Source organism: Amycolatopsis australiensis (assembly GCF_900119165.1).
Classification (GTDB): domain Bacteria; phylum Actinomycetota; class Actinomycetes; order Mycobacteriales; family Pseudonocardiaceae; genus Amycolatopsis; species Amycolatopsis australiensis.
Genome location: NZ_FPJG01000006.1, coordinates 2,104,767 through 2,120,836, shown reverse-complemented (window position 1 = coordinate 2,120,836; position 16,070 = coordinate 2,104,767). Strand labels below are relative to the sequence as shown.

Below are 16,070 nucleotides of genomic sequence, written 5' to 3'. Positions count from 1 at the left end.
ACGTGGCTCATTAGCGTCGCAGCCATGCCGATGAACCTCATCCACCGGAGAATCTGCAGCTCGGGCAAGTGGGCGGCGACCGTCGAGGAGCGCCTGACGCCGTGGCTGAAGCAGCGAGACCTGGGCGACGACGTGCTCGAGATCGGCCCCGGCTTCGGCGCCACGACGAAGGTGCTGCTGGACGTCGTCCCGAAGCTGACGGTGCTGGAGATCGACCACGCGTCCACCGAGCTGCTGCGCGCGAAGTACGGCGGCCGCGCCGAGGTCGTCGAGGGCAGCGGCGCACAGATGCCGTTCGACGACAACCGCTTCTCCGCCGTTGTCTGCTTCACGATGCTGCACCACGTCCCGACCCGGCAGCTGCAGGACGCGATCTTCGCCGAGGCCGCGCGGGTCCTGCGGCCCGGCGGCACGTACTGCGGCAGCGACGGCCAGCTCAACCTGCGGTTCCGCCTGCTGCACATCGGCGACACGATGAACGTCGTCGACGCCGCCACGCTGCCGTCCCGCCTCGAAAAGGCCGGGTTCGAGCGGGTCGGCGTCGACGTCCGGCCGAAGGAGCTGCTGACCTTCTCGGCGGTGAAGCCCGGCTAGCGGTGGTGCGGCTGCCGCGGGACCACGCGGGTCACCGGGCCGTCCGCGGACTTGCCCGCCCGCGACAGCCAGCCCTCCACCTCGCGCCGCACGGCGTTCAGCGTCGGACGCCGGCGCGGCTCCGGGTCCAGGGACGCCGCCAGCAACCGCGCGTGCGCGCTGCGCTGCGGCAGCCGGGACACCGGTTCGGCCCGTGCCGCCGCCATCAGCGCCGCCATCGGGGTCTCGCGGGTGCCGCGCGGGGGCTGGCCCGACAGCGCGTAGCTGATCGTCGCCGCCAGCTGCCACGCGTCGGACGCCGGGGACGCCGCCGCGCCCATCGCCTGCTCCGGGGCGACGAAGTCGGGCGTGCCGATCATCATGCCGGTCGCCGTCATCTTCGAGTCACCCTGGCTGCGGGCGATGCCGAAGTCGATGAGGTGGGCCAGGCCGCTCGGGTCGAGGATGATGTTCGACGGCTTGATGTCGCGGTGCAGCACGCCCTTCTCGTGCGCCGCCGCCAGCGCGCCCGCCATCGTCGCCCAGAGGCGGCCCGCGGCGACGTCGTCGAGCGGGCCCTGCCCGTCGACCAGCTCGGCCAGCGGACGGCCCTCCAGGTACTCCATGACCAGCGCGAGCCCGTCCGGCTCCTCGACCAGGTCGTACACCTTGACGCAGTTCGGGTGGCTGACCACGGCCAGCGCGCGGGCCTCGCGCTGCATGCGCTCGGCGGTGTCGCGGTCGGGCGCGTGCGCGATCTTCAGCGCGACCGTGCGGTTGAGCTGCGTGTCGACGGCCTGCCAGACGGTGCCGAAGCCGCCCGCGCCGAGCTGCTTCATCCGCCGGTAGCGGCTGCCGCCGGCGTTGCGCGACCCCGGCGGCGGCGGGATCGGGCCGGGCGCGGCGGCCAGTGCACCGGCCATCGGCGGCTCCGGCGCCGACGCCAGCGCGGTCTTCGGGTACGGCTTGTTCACCGGCGGCGGCGGAGGCGGTGGCGTCGGCCGCGGCTGGACCTGCGACGGCGGCGGCCGGTACGGCTCCGGTTCGCGGCGCGGCGGCGCGTCCGGCCGGTTGATCACCGACCACGGCGGCGGGCCGACCATCGCGACCGGCATCAGGCCCAGCACGCTGAACGGCAGGAACCCGAGCCAGAAGTGCAGCGCGGTGTTCGCTTCCATGCCGACGCTGAACACGAGCATCGCGGCGAACGGGATCCAGAAGAACCGCGACGGCCACTTCGGGCCGCGCCGGAAGGCCGTGCGGGCCTGCAGCATGACGAACAGCAGCGAGCCGGCGCCCAGGACGACGAACGCCAGCAGGTAGACGAAGAACGGCAGCTCCTTGCCGTGCTGCGAGGACAGCACGTCGAAGACGGTCTGGCCGCCGCCCAGGTACTCGCGCTGGGTGCTGACCCAGCAGCCGCCGCTCTTCAGCGACGTCGCGGCCGCCCGCGGCAGGCCCGAGTCCGCCCCGGCCCACTCCGCGCGGAACACGCCCGACACCCCGTTGGACAGCAGCCACGGCAGCACCAGCGCGGTCAGCAGGCCGATCCCGCCGAACACCGACAGCGTCGTCGTGTCGTAGCGGTTGCCCGTGCCCTTCCGGATGATCGCCACGGCCAGCGCGCCGATCGGCGGCAGCAGCGCGACGAGCGCGCCGGCCGCACTCGTGGCCCACACCCAGTCGCCGGGGCAGAAGCCCGGGCCGAACAAGGAGTGGGCTAGCGAGAGCAACGCGCTCGCGAGTCCGTCCACCGCCGGGCTCCCCTCACTGTCGGTGTTCACTTCGTGCCATCACGCGGCGTTTTCCCGCGGTCCAGCTTAGGACGCTCGCGCTTGCCGTGAGGTTGCCGGGTCTTCACCCGGACGAATCCGGCGCCGCCGCCGCTCCCGCGCCATGATGGGGTCCGGCGGACGATCGACGCGAAGGAGCGGGCAATGGGCGCGTACTCCGAGGCCTACCGGCGCAGCCTCGCCGAGCCGGACGCGTTCTGGCTGGAAGCGGCCTCGAAAATCACCTGGACCACACCGCCGCGGCGGGCGCTGGACGACTCGCGGCCGCCCTTCTACCGGTGGTTCCCCGGCGCCGAGCTGAACACCGCGTACAACGCGCTGGACCGGCACGTCGAGGCCGGCCGCGGTGGCCAGGCGGCGCTGATCTGGGACTCCCCCGTGACCGGGCGAGCTCGCACCTACACCTACGAGGAGCTGCGGGACACGGTCGCGCGGTTCGCCGGCGCGCTGCGTTCGCTGGGCGTCGGCAAGGGCGACCGCGTCATCGTCTACCTGCCGATGGTGCCGGAGGCCGCGATCGCGATGCTGGCCTGCGCGCGGATCGGCGCGGTGCACTCGGTGGTCTTCGGCGGGTTCGCGCCGAAGGAGCTGGCCGCGCGGATCGAGGACGCCAAGCCCAAGGTGATCCTGGCGGCGTCCTGCGGCATCGAGCCGACACGGGTGGTGGAGTACAAGCCGATCATCGAAGCCGCGCTCGGGATGACCGAGCACCAGCCGGACCACGTCGTCGTGCTGCAGCGCGAACAGGCCCCGGCCGAGCTGACGCGGCGCGACCTCGACTGGCGGCAGCTGGCGGCGAGCGCCGACCCGGCCGACCCGGTGCCGGTCGCGGCCACCGACCCGTTGTACATCCTCTACACGTCCGGGACCACCGGGAAGCCGAAGGGCGTCGTGCGCGACACCGGCGGCCACGCCGTCGCGCTCGCCTATTCGATGGACGCGGTCTACGACGTCCACGCCGGCGACGTCTGGTGGACGGCGTCCGACGTCGGCTGGGTCGTCGGGCACTCCTACATCGTGTACGCGCCGCTGCTGGTCGGCGCCACGACGGTGATGTACGAAGGCAAGCCCGTCGGCACGCCCGACGCGGGCGCGTTCTGGCGGGTCATCGCCGAGCACGGCGTCCAGGCGCTGTTCACCGCGCCGACCGCGCTGCGGGCCATCAAGAAGGTCGACCCGGACGCGGTCGAGCTGCGGAAGTACGACCTCGAGCAGTTCCGCACGCTCTTCATGGCCGGCGAGCGGCTCGACCCCGAGACCTACCACTGGGCGCACGAGAAGCTCGGCACGCCGGTCGTCGACCACTGGTGGCAGACCGAGACCGGCTGGCCGATCGCGGCCAACCCGCGTGGCCTCGAGCCGATGCCGGTCAAGGCGGGCTCGGCGACCAAGCCGGTCCCCGGCTGGGACGTGCGGATCCTCGGCCAGGCGGGCGAGGAGCTGCCGGCCGGGCGCGAAGGCGCCATCACCGTGAAGCTGCCGCTGCCGCCGGGCTCGCTGCCGACGCTGTGGGGCGACGACGAGCGCTACCGCGAGGCCTATCTGTCCCGGTACGAGGGCTATTACCTGACCGGCGACTCGGGTTACTTCGACGAAGACGGCTACCTGTTCGTCATGGGCCGGACCGACGACGTCATCAACGTCGCCGGGCACCGGCTGTCCACCGGGTCGATGGAAGCCGTGCTGGCCTCGCACCCGGCGGTCGCCGAGTGCGCGGTCATCGGCGTCGCCGACCAGCTCAAGGGCCAGCTCCCGCGCGGGTTCGTCGTGCTGAAGGCGGGCGCGGACATCCCCGAGGACCAGCTGCGCGAGGAGCTCGTGGCGCTGGTCCGCCGGGACATCGGGCCGGTTGCCGCGTTCCGTGACGTGTCCATTGTGGACGCACTGCCGAAGACGCGGTCGGGCAAGATCCTGCGCAAGACCATGCGCGCGATCGCCGACGGCCGCGACGAGGCGGTGCCTTCGACCATCGAGGACCCGAGCGTCCTGGACGCGATCCGGGCCGCTCTCCGCTGACGCCTTCGTTAAGAGCTGTTCCAAATGCCCCGGCTGGTCTGTACCTTTGAGGGGAGTCCCCGACCGGAGGTGCCCGATGCGCTTGTCCAGAGCCGTCCTGACCGCAGCCCTCGTGAGTCTCACGGCCGCCGGCCTGCCCGCCTCGGCGGTGGCCGCCCCGGCGGCTCCGGAACGCAGCGTGACCGACGTCGTCCCGGCGCCCGTCTCGGCCAAAGCGGACCCGAAAGGCGAGTTCCGGCTCACGCCGCTCACCGTGATCAGCGCCGACCGCGGCGCCGGCCAGGTCGCGGACTACCTGCGCGGCCTGCTGCGCCCGGCCACCGGCTACCCGCTGCCGGTCGTGCCGCACGCCGCCGGCCTGCCCGCGATCTCGCTGCAGCTCGGCCACGACCCGCGGATCGGCACGGAGGGTTACCAGCTCAAGGTGGCGCGCGACGGCGTCACCCTGAAGGCCAACACCGCGGACGGGCTCTTCGAAGGCGTCCAGTCGCTGCGGCAGCTGCTGCCGTCGGCGATCGACGCGAAGCGCGTGCAGCACCGGACGTGGACGGTCGCGGGCGGCACGATCCTCGACTACCCGCGCTTCGCCGAGCGCGGCGCGATGCTCGACGTCGCCCGGCACTTCTTCCGGCCGGACCAGGTCAAGCTGTACGTCGACCAGATCGCCCAGTACAAGATCAACACGCTGCACCTGCACCTGGCCGACGACCAGGGCTGGCGCATCGAGATCAAGAGCTGGCCGAAGCTGGCGACGGTCGGCGGGCGGACCGCCGTCGACGGCGACCCGGGCGGCTACTACACGCAGGCCGAGTACCAGGACATCGTCGCGTACGCGGCGTCGCGGCACATCACGGTGATCCCGGAGATCGACATGCCGGGCCACACGAACGCGGCGCAGTCGACGTACGCGGAGCTGAACTGCGACGGGAAGGCCGTCCCGCCGCGGACCGACACCGAGGTCGGCTACAGCTCGCTGTGCATCTCCTCGCCGGTGACGTACAAGTTCGTCGACGACGTCGTGCGCGAGCTGGCGGCCCTGACACCGGGCCCGTACCTGCACATCGGCGGCGACGAGGCCCACGCGACACCGCCCGCGGACTACCTCGCCTTCGAGAAGAAGGTGCAGCCGATCGTCGCCAAGTACGGCAAGAAGATCACCGGCTGGCACGAGATCGCGAAGTCCGACCCGCCGGCGTCGGCCGTCCCGCAGTACTGGGACTTCGGCGGCGACAACCCGAGCGTCGCGGCCGCCGCGGCTCGCGGCAGCAAGATCCTGATGTCGCCGGCGAACTACGCGTACCTGGACATGAAGTACAACGCCGGCACCAAGCTGGGCCAGGACTGGGCGGCGCTCATCGAGGTCCGCGACGGCTACAGCTGGGATCCGGCGTCGCTGGTGAACGGCGTCGGCGAGAGCCAGGTGGCCGGCGTCGAGGCGCCGCTGTGGACGGAGACGATCCGGACCAGCGACGACATCGAGTACATGGCCTTCCCGCGGCTGCCGGGGATCGCGGAGATCGGCTGGTCGCCGAAGTCCACGCACGACTGGGCCGCCTACCGCGCCCGCCTGGCCAAGCAGTCGCCGCGCTGGGTGGTCCAGGGCATCGACTTCTACCGCAGCCCGCAGGTCGACTGGAAGTGAGCACGCTCGTGAGCGGGAAACCGGGTTAGCACCCTGTTTCCCGCTCACGGCAGTCTTGCCCCGATGGCTTGCCTGGCCAGGGCGTAGGCGCGGGTGCCGCCGTTCAGCACCGCGTCGGCGTTGGCCGCGCGGCCCAGCGCGTGCAGCTCGAACGCCAGGACTTCCGGGTCCGCGTCGAGGTGGCCGAGCGCCACCGCTTCGACGGCCGTCTCGCGGATCAGGCCGGCGAACGAGCCGCTCGCCGCCGCCACGGCGTCGCGCACCCGGCCCGGGCGCGCGTCGAACTCCGCGCCGACGTTGAAGAAGAAGCACCCGCCGGGGAACACGCGCTTTTCCGAGTAGTCCAGCCAGTTCTCGCAGATCGCCCGCAGCCGCGGCAATCCCGGCGCGACGTCGAGCGACGGCGTCACGACGTGCGAGCGGAAAATCTCCAGCGCCGCTTCGATCGTCGCCAGCTGCAGTTCTTCCTTGGAGCCGAACAGCGCGAACACGCCGCTCTTGCTCAGCTCCAGTTCGGTGGCCAGCCGGCCGAGGGACAGGCCGTCGAGCCCGTCCACCGACGCGACGTCCACCGCCCGGCGCAGCACCAGGCGCCGGGTCGCGTCGCCGCGGGCGAGCCGTCGGTCACCCGGCACGCCGCGCCCGCCAGCGATCCACGGTGGACTGGACGCCGTCGCGGAAGGACGCCGAGAGCGCGGGGGCCGCCAGCACGCGGTCGGCGAGGTCCAGCGCCGCCTCGACCTTCTCCTCGGGCAGCTGCCCGTAGTTGGCGTAGGACACGAGGTACACCTCGGTGATCGTCGGCCCGTCCGCGCGCTCGGCGAGCTCCAGGCTGCCCGACGTCGGCACCGTGCCCGGCCGCAGCACGCGCAGGTACCAGCCGCAGCGCCCGGAGCCGATCATCGCGGGCACGATGTCCTTCCGGCCGGTCTTCATGGCCAGCTTGAAGCACGGCGACCGCGGCTGCGAGACCTGGACCAGTGCGTCACCCCAGGCCCAGACGTCCCCGATCCGGACGTCGTCCTCGGTGACGCCGGTCAGCGAGACGTTCTCGCCGAAGTCGCCGGTCCCGGCCTCGAAGCCGTCGGCCGCCCAGGCCGGGTAGTGCCCGGCCGGGTAGACGTAAACCGCTTTGTCGGCCCCGCCGTGCACGGTGAGGTCGGCCTGCCGGTCACCGTCGAGGTTCAGCTCGGTCAGCCGCAGCCGCGGCGCCGTGACCCGCGCCTTGGTGATCGCGCTCAGCACCGGCCGCTCCCGGCGGTACCCCAGCACGCTCGGCTCTCCCACGTACACGCCCACGAGGTCCATCCCTCGAAGGTAGCACGACCGTTCGTACAGTTCAGCGGTTCAGCGCCGCGGACTCCTCGTCGGTGAGCAGCCGGGAGCGGGTCAGGAACCGCACGCCTTCGGGCGCTTCCAGGGAAAACCCGCTCCCGCGGCCGGGCACGACGTCGATCGTCAGGTGCGTGTGCTGCCAGTACTCGAACTGCGGCCCGGACATCCACACCGGCACGTCGCCGATGCCCTCGACGGGCAGCGAGCCGAGGAGCACGTCCGACGCGCCGGTGCGGAACTCCCCGGCCGGGTAGCACATCGGGGCGCTGCCGTCGCAGCACCCGCCGGACTGGTGGAACATCACCGGCCCGTGGCGCGACACCAGCCGCCGCAGCAGGTCCGCGGCGGCCGGTGTCAGGTCGACGCGCCCGGTCATCAGAAGAAGCCGAGCGCCTGGTCGGAGTAGGAGACGAGCAGGTTCTTCGTCTGCTGGTAGTGGTCGAGCATCATCTTGTGCGTCTCGCGGCCGATGCCGGACGCCTTGTAGCCGCCGAAGGCCGCGTGCGCCGGGTAGGCGTGGTAGTTGTTCACCCAGACGCGGCCCGCCTGGATGTCGCGGCCCGCGCGGTAGGCGACGTTGCCGTCCCGCGACCAGACACCCGCGCCGAGGCCGTACAGCGTGTCGTTGGCGATCTTCAGCGCGTCGGCGTAGTCGTCGAACTTCGTCACCGAGACGACCGGGCCGAAGATCTCCTCCTGGAAGATCCGCATCTTGTTGTCGCCGGCGAACACCGTCGGCTCGACGTAGTAGCCGCCGGACAGTTCGCCGCCGAGGTCGCTGCGCGCGCCGCCGGTGAGGATCTCGGCGCCTTCCTGCTTGCCGATGTCGATGTAGGACAGGATCTTCTCGAGCTGGTCGTTGGACGCCTGCGCGCCGATCATCGTGTCCGTGTCGAGCGGGTGGCCCTGCTTGATCTTGCGGACCCGCTCGACGGCGTCGCCGAGGAAGCGGTCGTAGATGCCGGACTGGATCAGCGCCCGCGACGGGCAGGTGCAGACCTCGCCCTGGTTGAGCGCGAAGAGCGCGAAGCCTTCCTGCGCCTTGTCGTAGAAGGCGTCGTTGGCCGCGGCGACGTCGTCGAAGAAGATGTTCGGGCTCTTGCCACCCAGCTCGACGGTCACCGGGATGATGTTCTCGCTGGCGTACTGCAGGATCAGCCGTCCGGTGGTGGTCTCGCCGGTGAAGGCGATCTTGCGGACGCGGCTGCTGGACGCCAGCGGCTTGCCCGCCTCGACCCCGAAGCCGTTGACGATGTTGACCACGCCCGGCGGGAGCAGGTCGCCGATGATCGACATCAGCAGGTGGATCGACGCGGGCGTCTGCTCGGCGGGCTTGAGCACCACGGCGTTGCCGGCGGCCAGCGCCGGGGCGAGCTTCCAGACCGCCATCAGGATCGGGAAGTTCCACGGGATGATCTGGCCGACCACGCCGAGCGGCTCGTGGAAGTGGTAGGCGACGGTGTTCTCGTCGATCTGCGAAATGCCGCCCTCCTGGGCGCGCAGGGCGCCGGCGAAGTAGCGGAAGTGGTCGATCGCGAGCGGGATGTCGGCGGCGAGGGTTTCGCGGACCGGCTTGCCGTTCTCCCAGGACTCGGCGACCGCGATGGCCTCGAGGTTCCGCTCCATCCGGTCGGCGATCTTCAGCAGGATGTTCGCGCGTTCCTCGACCGAGGTCCGGCCCCACGCCGGCGCCGCGCCGTGGGCCGCGTCGAGGGCCTTCTCGACGTCGTCGGCGGTGCCGCGGGCGATCTCGGTGAACGTCTTCCCGGTGACGGGCGTCGGGTTCTCGAAGTACCGGCCGCTCGCGGGCGGGACGTACTCGCCACCGATGTAGTGGTCGTAGCGCGGTTCGTAGCTGACGACGCTGCCTTCGGTGTTCGGTGCGGCGTACTGGACCATCTTCCCTGCCTCGTTGCTCGGAGTGACGGTTGAGCTGGTGGCGGCGAAGGTAGGCGGGGCAACGTTGCACGCGCGTTGCACCGCGGCTCGCCGGATATCTACGCTGGTGAACGTGGCAGAGGCGCCCGAACCGGAGCTGCTGCGCGACCCCGAGTCGTACGCGCGGCTACTGCAACGCGTCCGTGAAGCGGTCCTCGCCGGCGTGCCCGGACCGCGTCCGCCACGCTCCGTCGTCTCCGCTTCGTGGGACCGGTCGCTGGCCGCGCGGGTGGACCCGGACGAGGGCGAGGCGCCGTTCGTCTACGACGCGGACATGCTGGCGGCGTTGCGCGAGGCGCATCCGCTGGCCCCGGTGCTGCCGATCCTGCGGCAGATGCTGGTGAGCATCGCCGACGACGCCGAGCACGTGATGATCGTGACCGACGCGGACGGCCTGATCCTCTGGCGCGAGGGTGAAACGGGCCAGCTGCTGCGCGGCGACCGCGTCGGGCTCACCGAGGGAACGCGGTGGAGCGAGGCGGCGATCGGCACGAACGCGATGGGCACGGCACTGGCCACGGGCGAGCCGGTCCAGATCTACTCGGCCGAGCACCTGGTCCGCCGCTACCACACGTGGACGTGCGCGGCGGCGCCGGTGCGCGACCCGGAAACGGGCGCGCTGCTCGGCTCGATCGACGTCAGCGGACCGCTGCGCACGGTCCACCCGGCAATGTTGTCCCTGGTCACGGCGACGGCGCAGCTGGCGGAGGGTCAGCTGCGCGCCCAGCTGGCGGTCCGCGACGAGCGGCTGCGGCGCGTCAACATGCCCCACCTGGAAGCGCTGCGCGGGCAACCGGGCGCGCTGCTTTCGGCGGGCGGCCGCGTGCTGGCGGCCCAGTCGTGCCTCCTGCCGTCCACAGTGGACGTCCGACGCGGCGGCGGAACGGTCGCTCTGCCGGACGGGCGGCTGGCGACGGTGGAACCACTCCCCGAAGGCTACCTGCTCAGGCTGGCTTCGGGCGGAACCGGCGGCCGGCGCTCCCGGTTGCGGCTGGAGTACCTGTCGGACGGCGCCCATTCGACCACTGTGGACGGTCGTGAGGTGCCGTTGACGTTGCGCCACGCGGAGATCCTGACGCTGCTGGCGTTGCACCCGAACGGCCTTTCGGCCGAGCGGCTGGCGTTGCAGTTGTACGGCGAGACGGGCAACCCGGTGACTGTACGGGCGGAGATCCACCGGCTGCGGTCCCAGCTGGGGGCTTCGGTGGTGCAGACACGCCCGTACCGCCTGGCGGCCGACGTGGACGCGGACTTCGTCCGGGCGCGGGAGGCGTTGCGAACGGGATCGCCGTCGGACGTGCTGCGGGTGTTCCGGGGACCGCTGCTGCCGGAGTCGGAGGCACCGGCGATCCGGGAGGAACGCGAGACGCTGACGGCGCAGGTCAGGCAGGTGGCGTTGAACAGCGCCGACTCGGCGGTGCTGTGGTCGTTTTGGGAGACGGCGTGCGGAGTGGACGACTTCGCCGTACTGGACGCGTTGCTGGAGACGCTTCCAGCGGCCGACCCGCGGCGGGCCGCCGTAACGGCCCACCGCGCGCGGCTCGCTTGAGGCGCCAGGGTCGCTGACGCCAGTCCCCGGTGGTTTGTCCGGCGGCTCGCCGCTCCCGCCACCCGGCCCGGTGAGGCCATCCCCGTTGGCCCTACCGTCCCCTGGTCACCCGCAATCCGCCTCGAAGCCACCTCCCCTCGATCCCCAGTCCTCCGCCACCCGCAATCCGCCTCGCGAAGCCACCTCCCCTCGATCCCCAGTCCTCCGCCACCCGCAGTCCGCCCCGCGAAGCCACCCTCCTCGGCTCCACCGGCCCCCGGCCACGAGCGACGCTGCCGCCCCACCACGGCAGCCACCCCGCGAGCCCCGGCGGGGCCATCCCCCGGTGGCCCCGCCGGTCCCGGTCACACGCGACGACGCCGCCGCAACCAGAACCCAGCCCCTGCCACGGCGGCCACCCCGGCAGCCGAACCACCCACGACGAGCGGCCCGATGCCACCCTCGTCGTCGCCCGGACCGCCGCCCGTCTGCGGTGCTCCCTGCGGTTTCTTGGCGACCTGCGGCGCCGCCGTGGCCGGCCGGGGCGCCGGCTTACCCGGAATGATGAAATCGACGACGGTCGAATTTCCGTCCTTCTGGTCGTGGCAGAACATGAAAGCGATGTACTTGCCTGGCTTGATGTTCTCGAACGTGATCGTCTGCCGGTGCCCGTCCGCCTTCATGACTCCCGCGCCGTACGGTTCGTGCCCGTTGCGGATGCCGTAGTTCCCTTCTGCCACCACGTTGTTTCCCACGCAAGTCCCGTGCAGCGTGGCGGTCGTGCCGGACACCGAGACCGAAAGGCCCGGTGAGCCGGCCGAAGCGACCGCCGGGAAGAACAGGACCGCCCCGGCCGCGACACCCGCGGCGACAATGATTTTGCGCATGATGAATCCCCCTTGCCGATACCGATGAATGACGCCGGGTGAAAAATCCCGGCAATCAGGTCCCCAACACTTCACAAGACGTGCGCAATACACCGTGGTTCCCGCCGGGGATCACGATCCGGTCTCGGCCTCACGGCTCCAGGTCCGCCACGCCCCGCCCGGTCGCCATGTCGAACGGCACCGACGCCTGGTCGTGCACGATCACCCACTCGCCGCCCGCTTCGCGGAACACGAACGTGACCCGGACCCACATGCCCTCCGCCGCCGTGCCGTCCCGCAGCGTTCCGCTCACCCGGCCGAAGCCGTGGCCCACCGCCAGGTCCGCGCCCACCGTGACCGTCAGGTCGCGGACCTCGTAATCCACCTTCTCGAAGAACGTGAACACCTTCGCCCAGTTCCTCAGCTTCGCGTCGACGCCCACGTGCTGCAACGGCGGCTCGACGTCGAAGGACACGACGTCCGGCGCGTAAACCCGCCGAAGCCCTTCGAGATCCTTCGCCCGCAACGCTTCGACGATGGCCTCGACGCGTCCCCTGACGGCGGCCTCCGCGTCCCCGCGCCGCAGTGGTGCCAGCGCCGTGCTCCAGGCGACGACGTGCTCCAGCAGCGTGTCGAGCGCGGTCACCTGGTACTCGCCCGGCTCGAAGACGGCGTCGCCCTCGAACTCGGTCGCCAGCGGCAACGTCACCTGCGGCGCGACGTCGGCCAGTTGCAGCGCCCCGCACACCAGCCGCAACTGCTCGACCGCGCGGGCCCCGCCGACGCCGCCGTACGAGACGAAGCCCGCCGCCTTCGTGTTCCACTCGAAATACACCGTGTCCATGGCGTTCTTCAGCACGGCCGGCGCCGAATGGTTGTACTCCGGCGTCACGAAGACGTACCCGTCGAAGGCCGCGACAGTCGCCGCCCACGCCCGCGCCAGCTCGCTCCTGCCCGGTGCCCGCGGCGGCTCGGCCAGGTGCGGCAGCGGGTGGTCGGCCAGGTCGACCAGTTCGAACCGCGCGTCCGTGCGGCGGGCGGCCCGCTCGTGGACCCACCGGGCCACCTGGTCGCCCCGGCGGCCCGGGCGGGTGCTGCCGAGCACGATCCCGATCTTGATCATCGTTCTCCCCTGTTCGTGGAGTGGTTCCGAACAGGACGACGACACAGCGAGCCGGAATGTCAGGCGAAGGTGCTGTAGACAGCGTCTACCTCAGTTTGATAGACAGTGTCCACAAGGTGAACCAGGGGTTACGGAGATCGGGATGAGCTACCACCGTTTCGTCGTCCTCGGCGACAGCTGCGCCGAAGGTCTCGACGACCCGTACCCGGACCAGCGCGCCTACCGCGGCTGGGCCGACTTCGTCGCCGCCCGCCTCGCCGAGGACGAGCCTGGCTTCCGCTACGCCAACCTGGCCGTCCGCGGACGGCGGCTCGACCAGATCGTCCCCGAGCAGGTCCCCGCCGCGACGCGCCTGGAGCCCGATCTGGTCGCCCTCTTCGGCGGCGGCAACGACGTCATGAGCCGGGGCTGGGACGCGCGGACCGTCGCCCGGCGGGTCGACGCCGCGATCCGCGCGTGCACGGACATCTCGCCCGTCGTCGTCACCTTCACCCTCAGCGACGTCTCCCGCCGGATGCCCCTCGGCCGCCGGATGCGGCCGCGGATCGTCGCGCTCAACGACGCCATCCGCGAGGCCGCCGTCAGCTACGGCGCCCTGCTGATCGACCTGTGGCCCGACCAGGCCGTCACCGACTCGCGGTACTTCGGCGACGACCGGCTCCACCTCTCCACGCACGGCCACCGCCGGCTGGCCGCGTACGTCCTGGACCGGCTCGGCCTCGAGCCGGACCCGGCGTGGCTCGCGCCGCTGCCCGGCGTCGCGGCTCCCGGCGGCCGGCGCGCGGACCTGCACTGGCTGCTGCACGAGGTCCTGCCGGTCGCCGTCACGCGGACGCGCAACCGGCTGATCGGCCGCCAGCCCGGCGACGGCTTCTTCCCGAAGCGCCCGGAACTGCTCCCCATGACCTGGGACGAGGCGTGGGCACCCGGCAACGCCTGATCGACACCGCGTCCGAGCTGCTGGCCGACGGCGGCGTCGACGCGGTGACGCTGCGCGGGATCGCGAAGGCGGCCGGCGTCTCGCACGGCGCGCCGCTGCGGCACTTCTCCGGCCGCGCCGAACTGCTGTCCGCCGTGGCGACACGCGGGTACGCCGAGCTGCTCGCCCGCCGGGACACGCTGCCGGGAAACTCGCCGCGCGAACGGCTGACCGCCGCCTGTCACAGCTACCTGGACTTCGCGCTGGCCAACCCGGCGATGTTCGAGCTGATGTTCCGCCGCGACCTCGTCGACCCGGACGACCCGGCGCTCTCGGCGGCGGCGAGCGCGGTGTTCGACACCTTCGCGGTGCTGGTGGCGGCGGTACCGACCCCGGTCGCGCGGTCGGGCGCCGACCTGCGGCTGGTCGCGGCGTCGCTGTGGGCCGCGCTGCACGGCCTGGCGCAGCTGTGGCTGTGGGGCGGCCTGGCGGGCGCGAGCTTCGCACCGTCCCCGGAGTCGGCGCTCGCCGTCACGCTCGACGCGTACCTGGGCTGACTTCCCGCTGCACGGCGATCATCGACGGCAGCGTCGTGAAGCCGACTCCCGGTTGACGCGGATCATGTGTGCGTTTTCGGCACCGGTGGTGGTGCTGATCCAGGCGATGGCGGGACGCTCGCCGAGCAGCCACCGCGCCATGTGCGCCTTCACGCAGCGACCGAGGCCCCGCCCCCGGTGCGCGGCCGCCACGGCGGTGTCCCGCTGGTACGCCCAGTCCGGACGGCGCGGGTGCACGCACACCTCGGTGAAGGCGGCCGCCTCGCCGGTGCGCTCGTGGACCGCCGCCACGATCCGCTGTTCGAGGCCCTGCGCCCGCGCCTCGGCTTCGGTGGCCCGTACCCGCGCGGACGTCCACTCCGGCCACCGGTAGTCCGACTGCCCGAGCGGGGCGTCGTGGATCGCACCCCGCAGGGCGGCGTAGGAATCGAGCACGGCGTCCGGCGCGGCACCCATCCACCGCAGCAGCCGGTAGCCCGCCCCGACCGGCACGTCCCAGCGCGACCGGTCGGTCTCGGCGGTCACGAGTGCCTGTCGCACGATCGTGCGCACCGGCCGGAAGCCCATCGCCGCGGCCCACCGTTCGCCCGCGGTGCCGGCGACGACCTGCCAGCCTTCGATCACCCGCCGGCCCCGCTCACGCAGGGCCGGCAGGACCGCCCGCAGCATCGCACCGCCGATGCCCGCGCGCCGGGCGGCCGGGTGCACGACGATGTGCGTCAAGCCGATCCCGCTGTTCTCGGCTTCGAGGAAGTGCACTTCGACGAGGGCGTCGCCGCGGAAACCCAGCCAGCGCGCCGCGGTGCCCATCCCGGGCAGGGGCCGCGTCCACCGGCCCGCCAGTTCCGCCAGGGGCAGCGGGGGTTCGCCGGGCCGATCGGCGAGCTGGCTCGCCACCAGCAGGTCGTGGCAGCGGGCGAAGCCGGCCGCCGCCGGGTCGAACCGCTCGATCACCAGGTCCGTCGTCAACGCGCCCCCTCCGGCCGTCCGTCCAGTCTCCAGGACACGCCGACCCGATGTACGCGTCCGAACACGTGATCGAATACCCTGCCTCCCATGACCGAGTCAGACCCGCAGCTCGAGCGCATCCGGAAGCTGCTGGCGAAGGCCGAGGACCCGGCGGTCACCGAGGCCGAAGCCGAGGCCTACAACAAGAAGGCCGCCGAGCTGGTCGCGCGGTACGGGATCGACCAGGCGATGCTCGCCGCGTCCGGGGCGAGCGCCGACGAGATCGGGACGCTCAAGATCCCGATGAACGACCCCTACAGCCGCGACAAGGCGAGCCTGCTGACCTCGGTCGCCTACCCGCTGCGGTGCCGGACGCTGCTGCACCGCCTCGGCCAGAAGGTCGAGAGCGTCACCGTCTTCGGCTTCCGTTCCGACCTCGGCCGGGTCGAGCTGCTGTTCACCAGCCTGCTGCTGCAGGCGAACACGCAGCTGACGCGCGTCCGGCCGGACGGCTTCTTCCCCGAGTCGCTCGCCGCGTACCGCCGGACCTGGCTGCACGGTTTCGCCCGCGCGGTGCACGAGCGGCTGTCCCGCGCCGAGCAGGACGCGGTCCGCACGGCGGTCCCCGGCGAACGGTCGGCGGAACTGGTGGTCCGCGACCGCGCGCAGATGGTGCAGCACGCGTTCGACGAGGAGTACGGCGACCTGCGCGCGGCCGCACCCCGCCGCCTGTCGGGCAGCGGCTACCTCGACGGCCACGACGCGGGCAGGCGCGCGAACCTCGACCCGTCGGCGCTCACCCGGCGGCTGAAGGCCTTGCCTGCCCGCTGAA

Annotated in this window: 15 protein-coding genes; 7 read left to right on the top strand and 8 right to left on the bottom strand. The window is 72.1% G+C overall.

The features are described 5' to 3' along the window. The first annotated feature begins 24 nt into the window (after positions 1–24). Positions 25–594: a class I SAM-dependent methyltransferase gene (locus BT341_RS11445; protein ID WP_072476263.1), complete on the top strand. Its 570-nt coding sequence runs from the start codon at positions 25–27 to the stop codon at positions 592–594. Here BT341_RS11445 and BT341_RS11440 read toward each other — a convergent pair. After that, on the bottom strand, positions 591–2,327 hold the full coding sequence (locus BT341_RS11440) for a serine/threonine-protein kinase (RefSeq protein ID WP_072481902.1): 1,737 nt from the start codon (positions 2,325–2,327) through the stop codon (positions 591–593). The genes BT341_RS11445 and BT341_RS11440 overlap by 4 nt on opposite strands. A 183-nt stretch (positions 2,328–2,510) precedes the next feature. Here BT341_RS11440 and BT341_RS11435 point away from each other — a divergent pair, with 183 nt between their 5' ends. Together BT341_RS11435 and BT341_RS11430 are read left to right on the top strand one after the other, a co-directional pair. Then, entirely contained in the window at positions 2,511–4,382 is a 1,872-nt protein-coding gene (locus BT341_RS11435) for a propionyl-CoA synthetase (RefSeq protein ID WP_072476262.1), read from the top strand. Between the two features lie 76 nt (positions 4,383–4,458). Further along, positions 4,459–6,024 carry a beta-N-acetylhexosaminidase gene (locus BT341_RS11430; protein WP_072476261.1) on the top strand — a complete coding sequence of 522 codons (1,566 nt, stop codon included), beginning with the start codon at positions 4,459–4,461 and terminating at the stop codon, positions 6,022–6,024. Positions 6,025–6,068: 44 nt separating this feature from the next. Here BT341_RS11430 and BT341_RS11425 read toward each other — a convergent pair whose 3' ends face one another. From BT341_RS11425 to adh, 4 genes are read right to left on the bottom strand one after another with little or no spacing between them, the layout of a single operon-like run. Next, positions 6,069–6,659: a TetR/AcrR family transcriptional regulator gene (locus BT341_RS11425; protein ID WP_072476260.1), complete on the bottom strand. Its 591-nt coding sequence runs from the start codon at positions 6,657–6,659 to the stop codon at positions 6,069–6,071. Then, positions 6,649–7,332, bottom strand: coding sequence for an MOSC domain-containing protein (locus tag BT341_RS11420; protein ID WP_072476259.1), 684 nt, complete (start codon positions 7,330–7,332; stop codon positions 6,649–6,651). Before BT341_RS11420 ends, BT341_RS11425 begins: the two co-directional genes overlap by 11 nt. 31 nt (positions 7,333–7,363) lie before the next feature. Then, the gene (locus BT341_RS11415; RefSeq protein WP_072476258.1) at positions 7,364–7,735 is read right to left on the bottom strand and encodes a DUF779 domain-containing protein; all 372 of its coding nucleotides are present in this window, start codon (positions 7,733–7,735) and stop codon (positions 7,364–7,366) included. Continuing rightward, positions 7,735–9,258, bottom strand: a complete 1,524-nt coding sequence (gene adh / locus BT341_RS11410) for an aldehyde dehydrogenase (protein ID WP_072476257.1) — start codon at positions 9,256–9,258, stop codon at positions 7,735–7,737. The genes BT341_RS11415 and adh overlap by 1 nt, the downstream gene beginning before the upstream one ends. Before the next feature lie 112 nt (positions 9,259–9,370). Here adh and BT341_RS11405 point away from each other — a divergent pair, with 112 nt between their 5' ends. Next, positions 9,371–10,846, top strand: coding sequence for a GAF domain-containing protein (locus tag BT341_RS11405; RefSeq protein WP_072481901.1), 1,476 nt, complete (start codon positions 9,371–9,373; stop codon positions 10,844–10,846). A gap of 344 nt (positions 10,847–11,190) precedes the next feature. Here the strand turns inward: BT341_RS11405 and BT341_RS11400 are convergent, their stop codons facing one another. Both BT341_RS11400 and BT341_RS11395 read right to left on the bottom strand, forming a co-directional pair. Beyond that, positions 11,191–11,712 carry a hypothetical protein gene (locus tag BT341_RS11400; protein ID WP_072476256.1) on the bottom strand — a complete coding sequence of 174 codons (522 nt, stop codon included), beginning with the start codon at positions 11,710–11,712 and terminating at the stop codon, positions 11,191–11,193. A 130-nt stretch (positions 11,713–11,842) separates the two neighbouring features. Further along, on the bottom strand, positions 11,843–12,814 hold the full coding sequence (locus BT341_RS11395; protein WP_072476255.1) for an NAD(P)H-dependent oxidoreductase: 972 nt from the start codon (positions 12,812–12,814) through the stop codon (positions 11,843–11,845). Between the two features lie 142 nt (positions 12,815–12,956). On the opposite strand from BT341_RS11395, the gene BT341_RS11390 reads away from it, so the two are divergent. Together BT341_RS11390 and BT341_RS11385 are read left to right on the top strand one after the other, a co-directional pair. Further along, positions 12,957–13,754 (top strand): SGNH/GDSL hydrolase family protein, encoded by a 798-nt coding sequence (locus tag BT341_RS11390; protein WP_072476254.1) that lies wholly within the window; start codon positions 12,957–12,959, stop codon positions 13,752–13,754. Next, positions 13,733–14,290 (top strand): TetR/AcrR family transcriptional regulator, encoded by a 558-nt coding sequence (locus tag BT341_RS11385; protein WP_072476253.1) that lies wholly within the window; start codon positions 13,733–13,735, stop codon positions 14,288–14,290. Before BT341_RS11390 ends, BT341_RS11385 begins: the two co-directional genes overlap by 22 nt. An 18-nt stretch (positions 14,291–14,308) precedes the next feature. Here BT341_RS11385 and BT341_RS11380 read toward each other — a convergent pair whose 3' ends face one another. Further along, positions 14,309–15,259 (bottom strand): GNAT family N-acetyltransferase, encoded by a 951-nt coding sequence (locus BT341_RS11380; RefSeq protein ID WP_072476252.1) that lies wholly within the window; start codon positions 15,257–15,259, stop codon positions 14,309–14,311. Between the two features lie 87 nt (positions 15,260–15,346). Here BT341_RS11380 and BT341_RS11375 point away from each other — a divergent pair, with 87 nt between their 5' ends. Continuing rightward, positions 15,347–16,069, top strand: coding sequence for a DUF2786 domain-containing protein (locus tag BT341_RS11375; protein WP_072476251.1), 723 nt, complete (start codon positions 15,347–15,349; stop codon positions 16,067–16,069). Position 16,070: the final 1 nt, after the last annotated feature.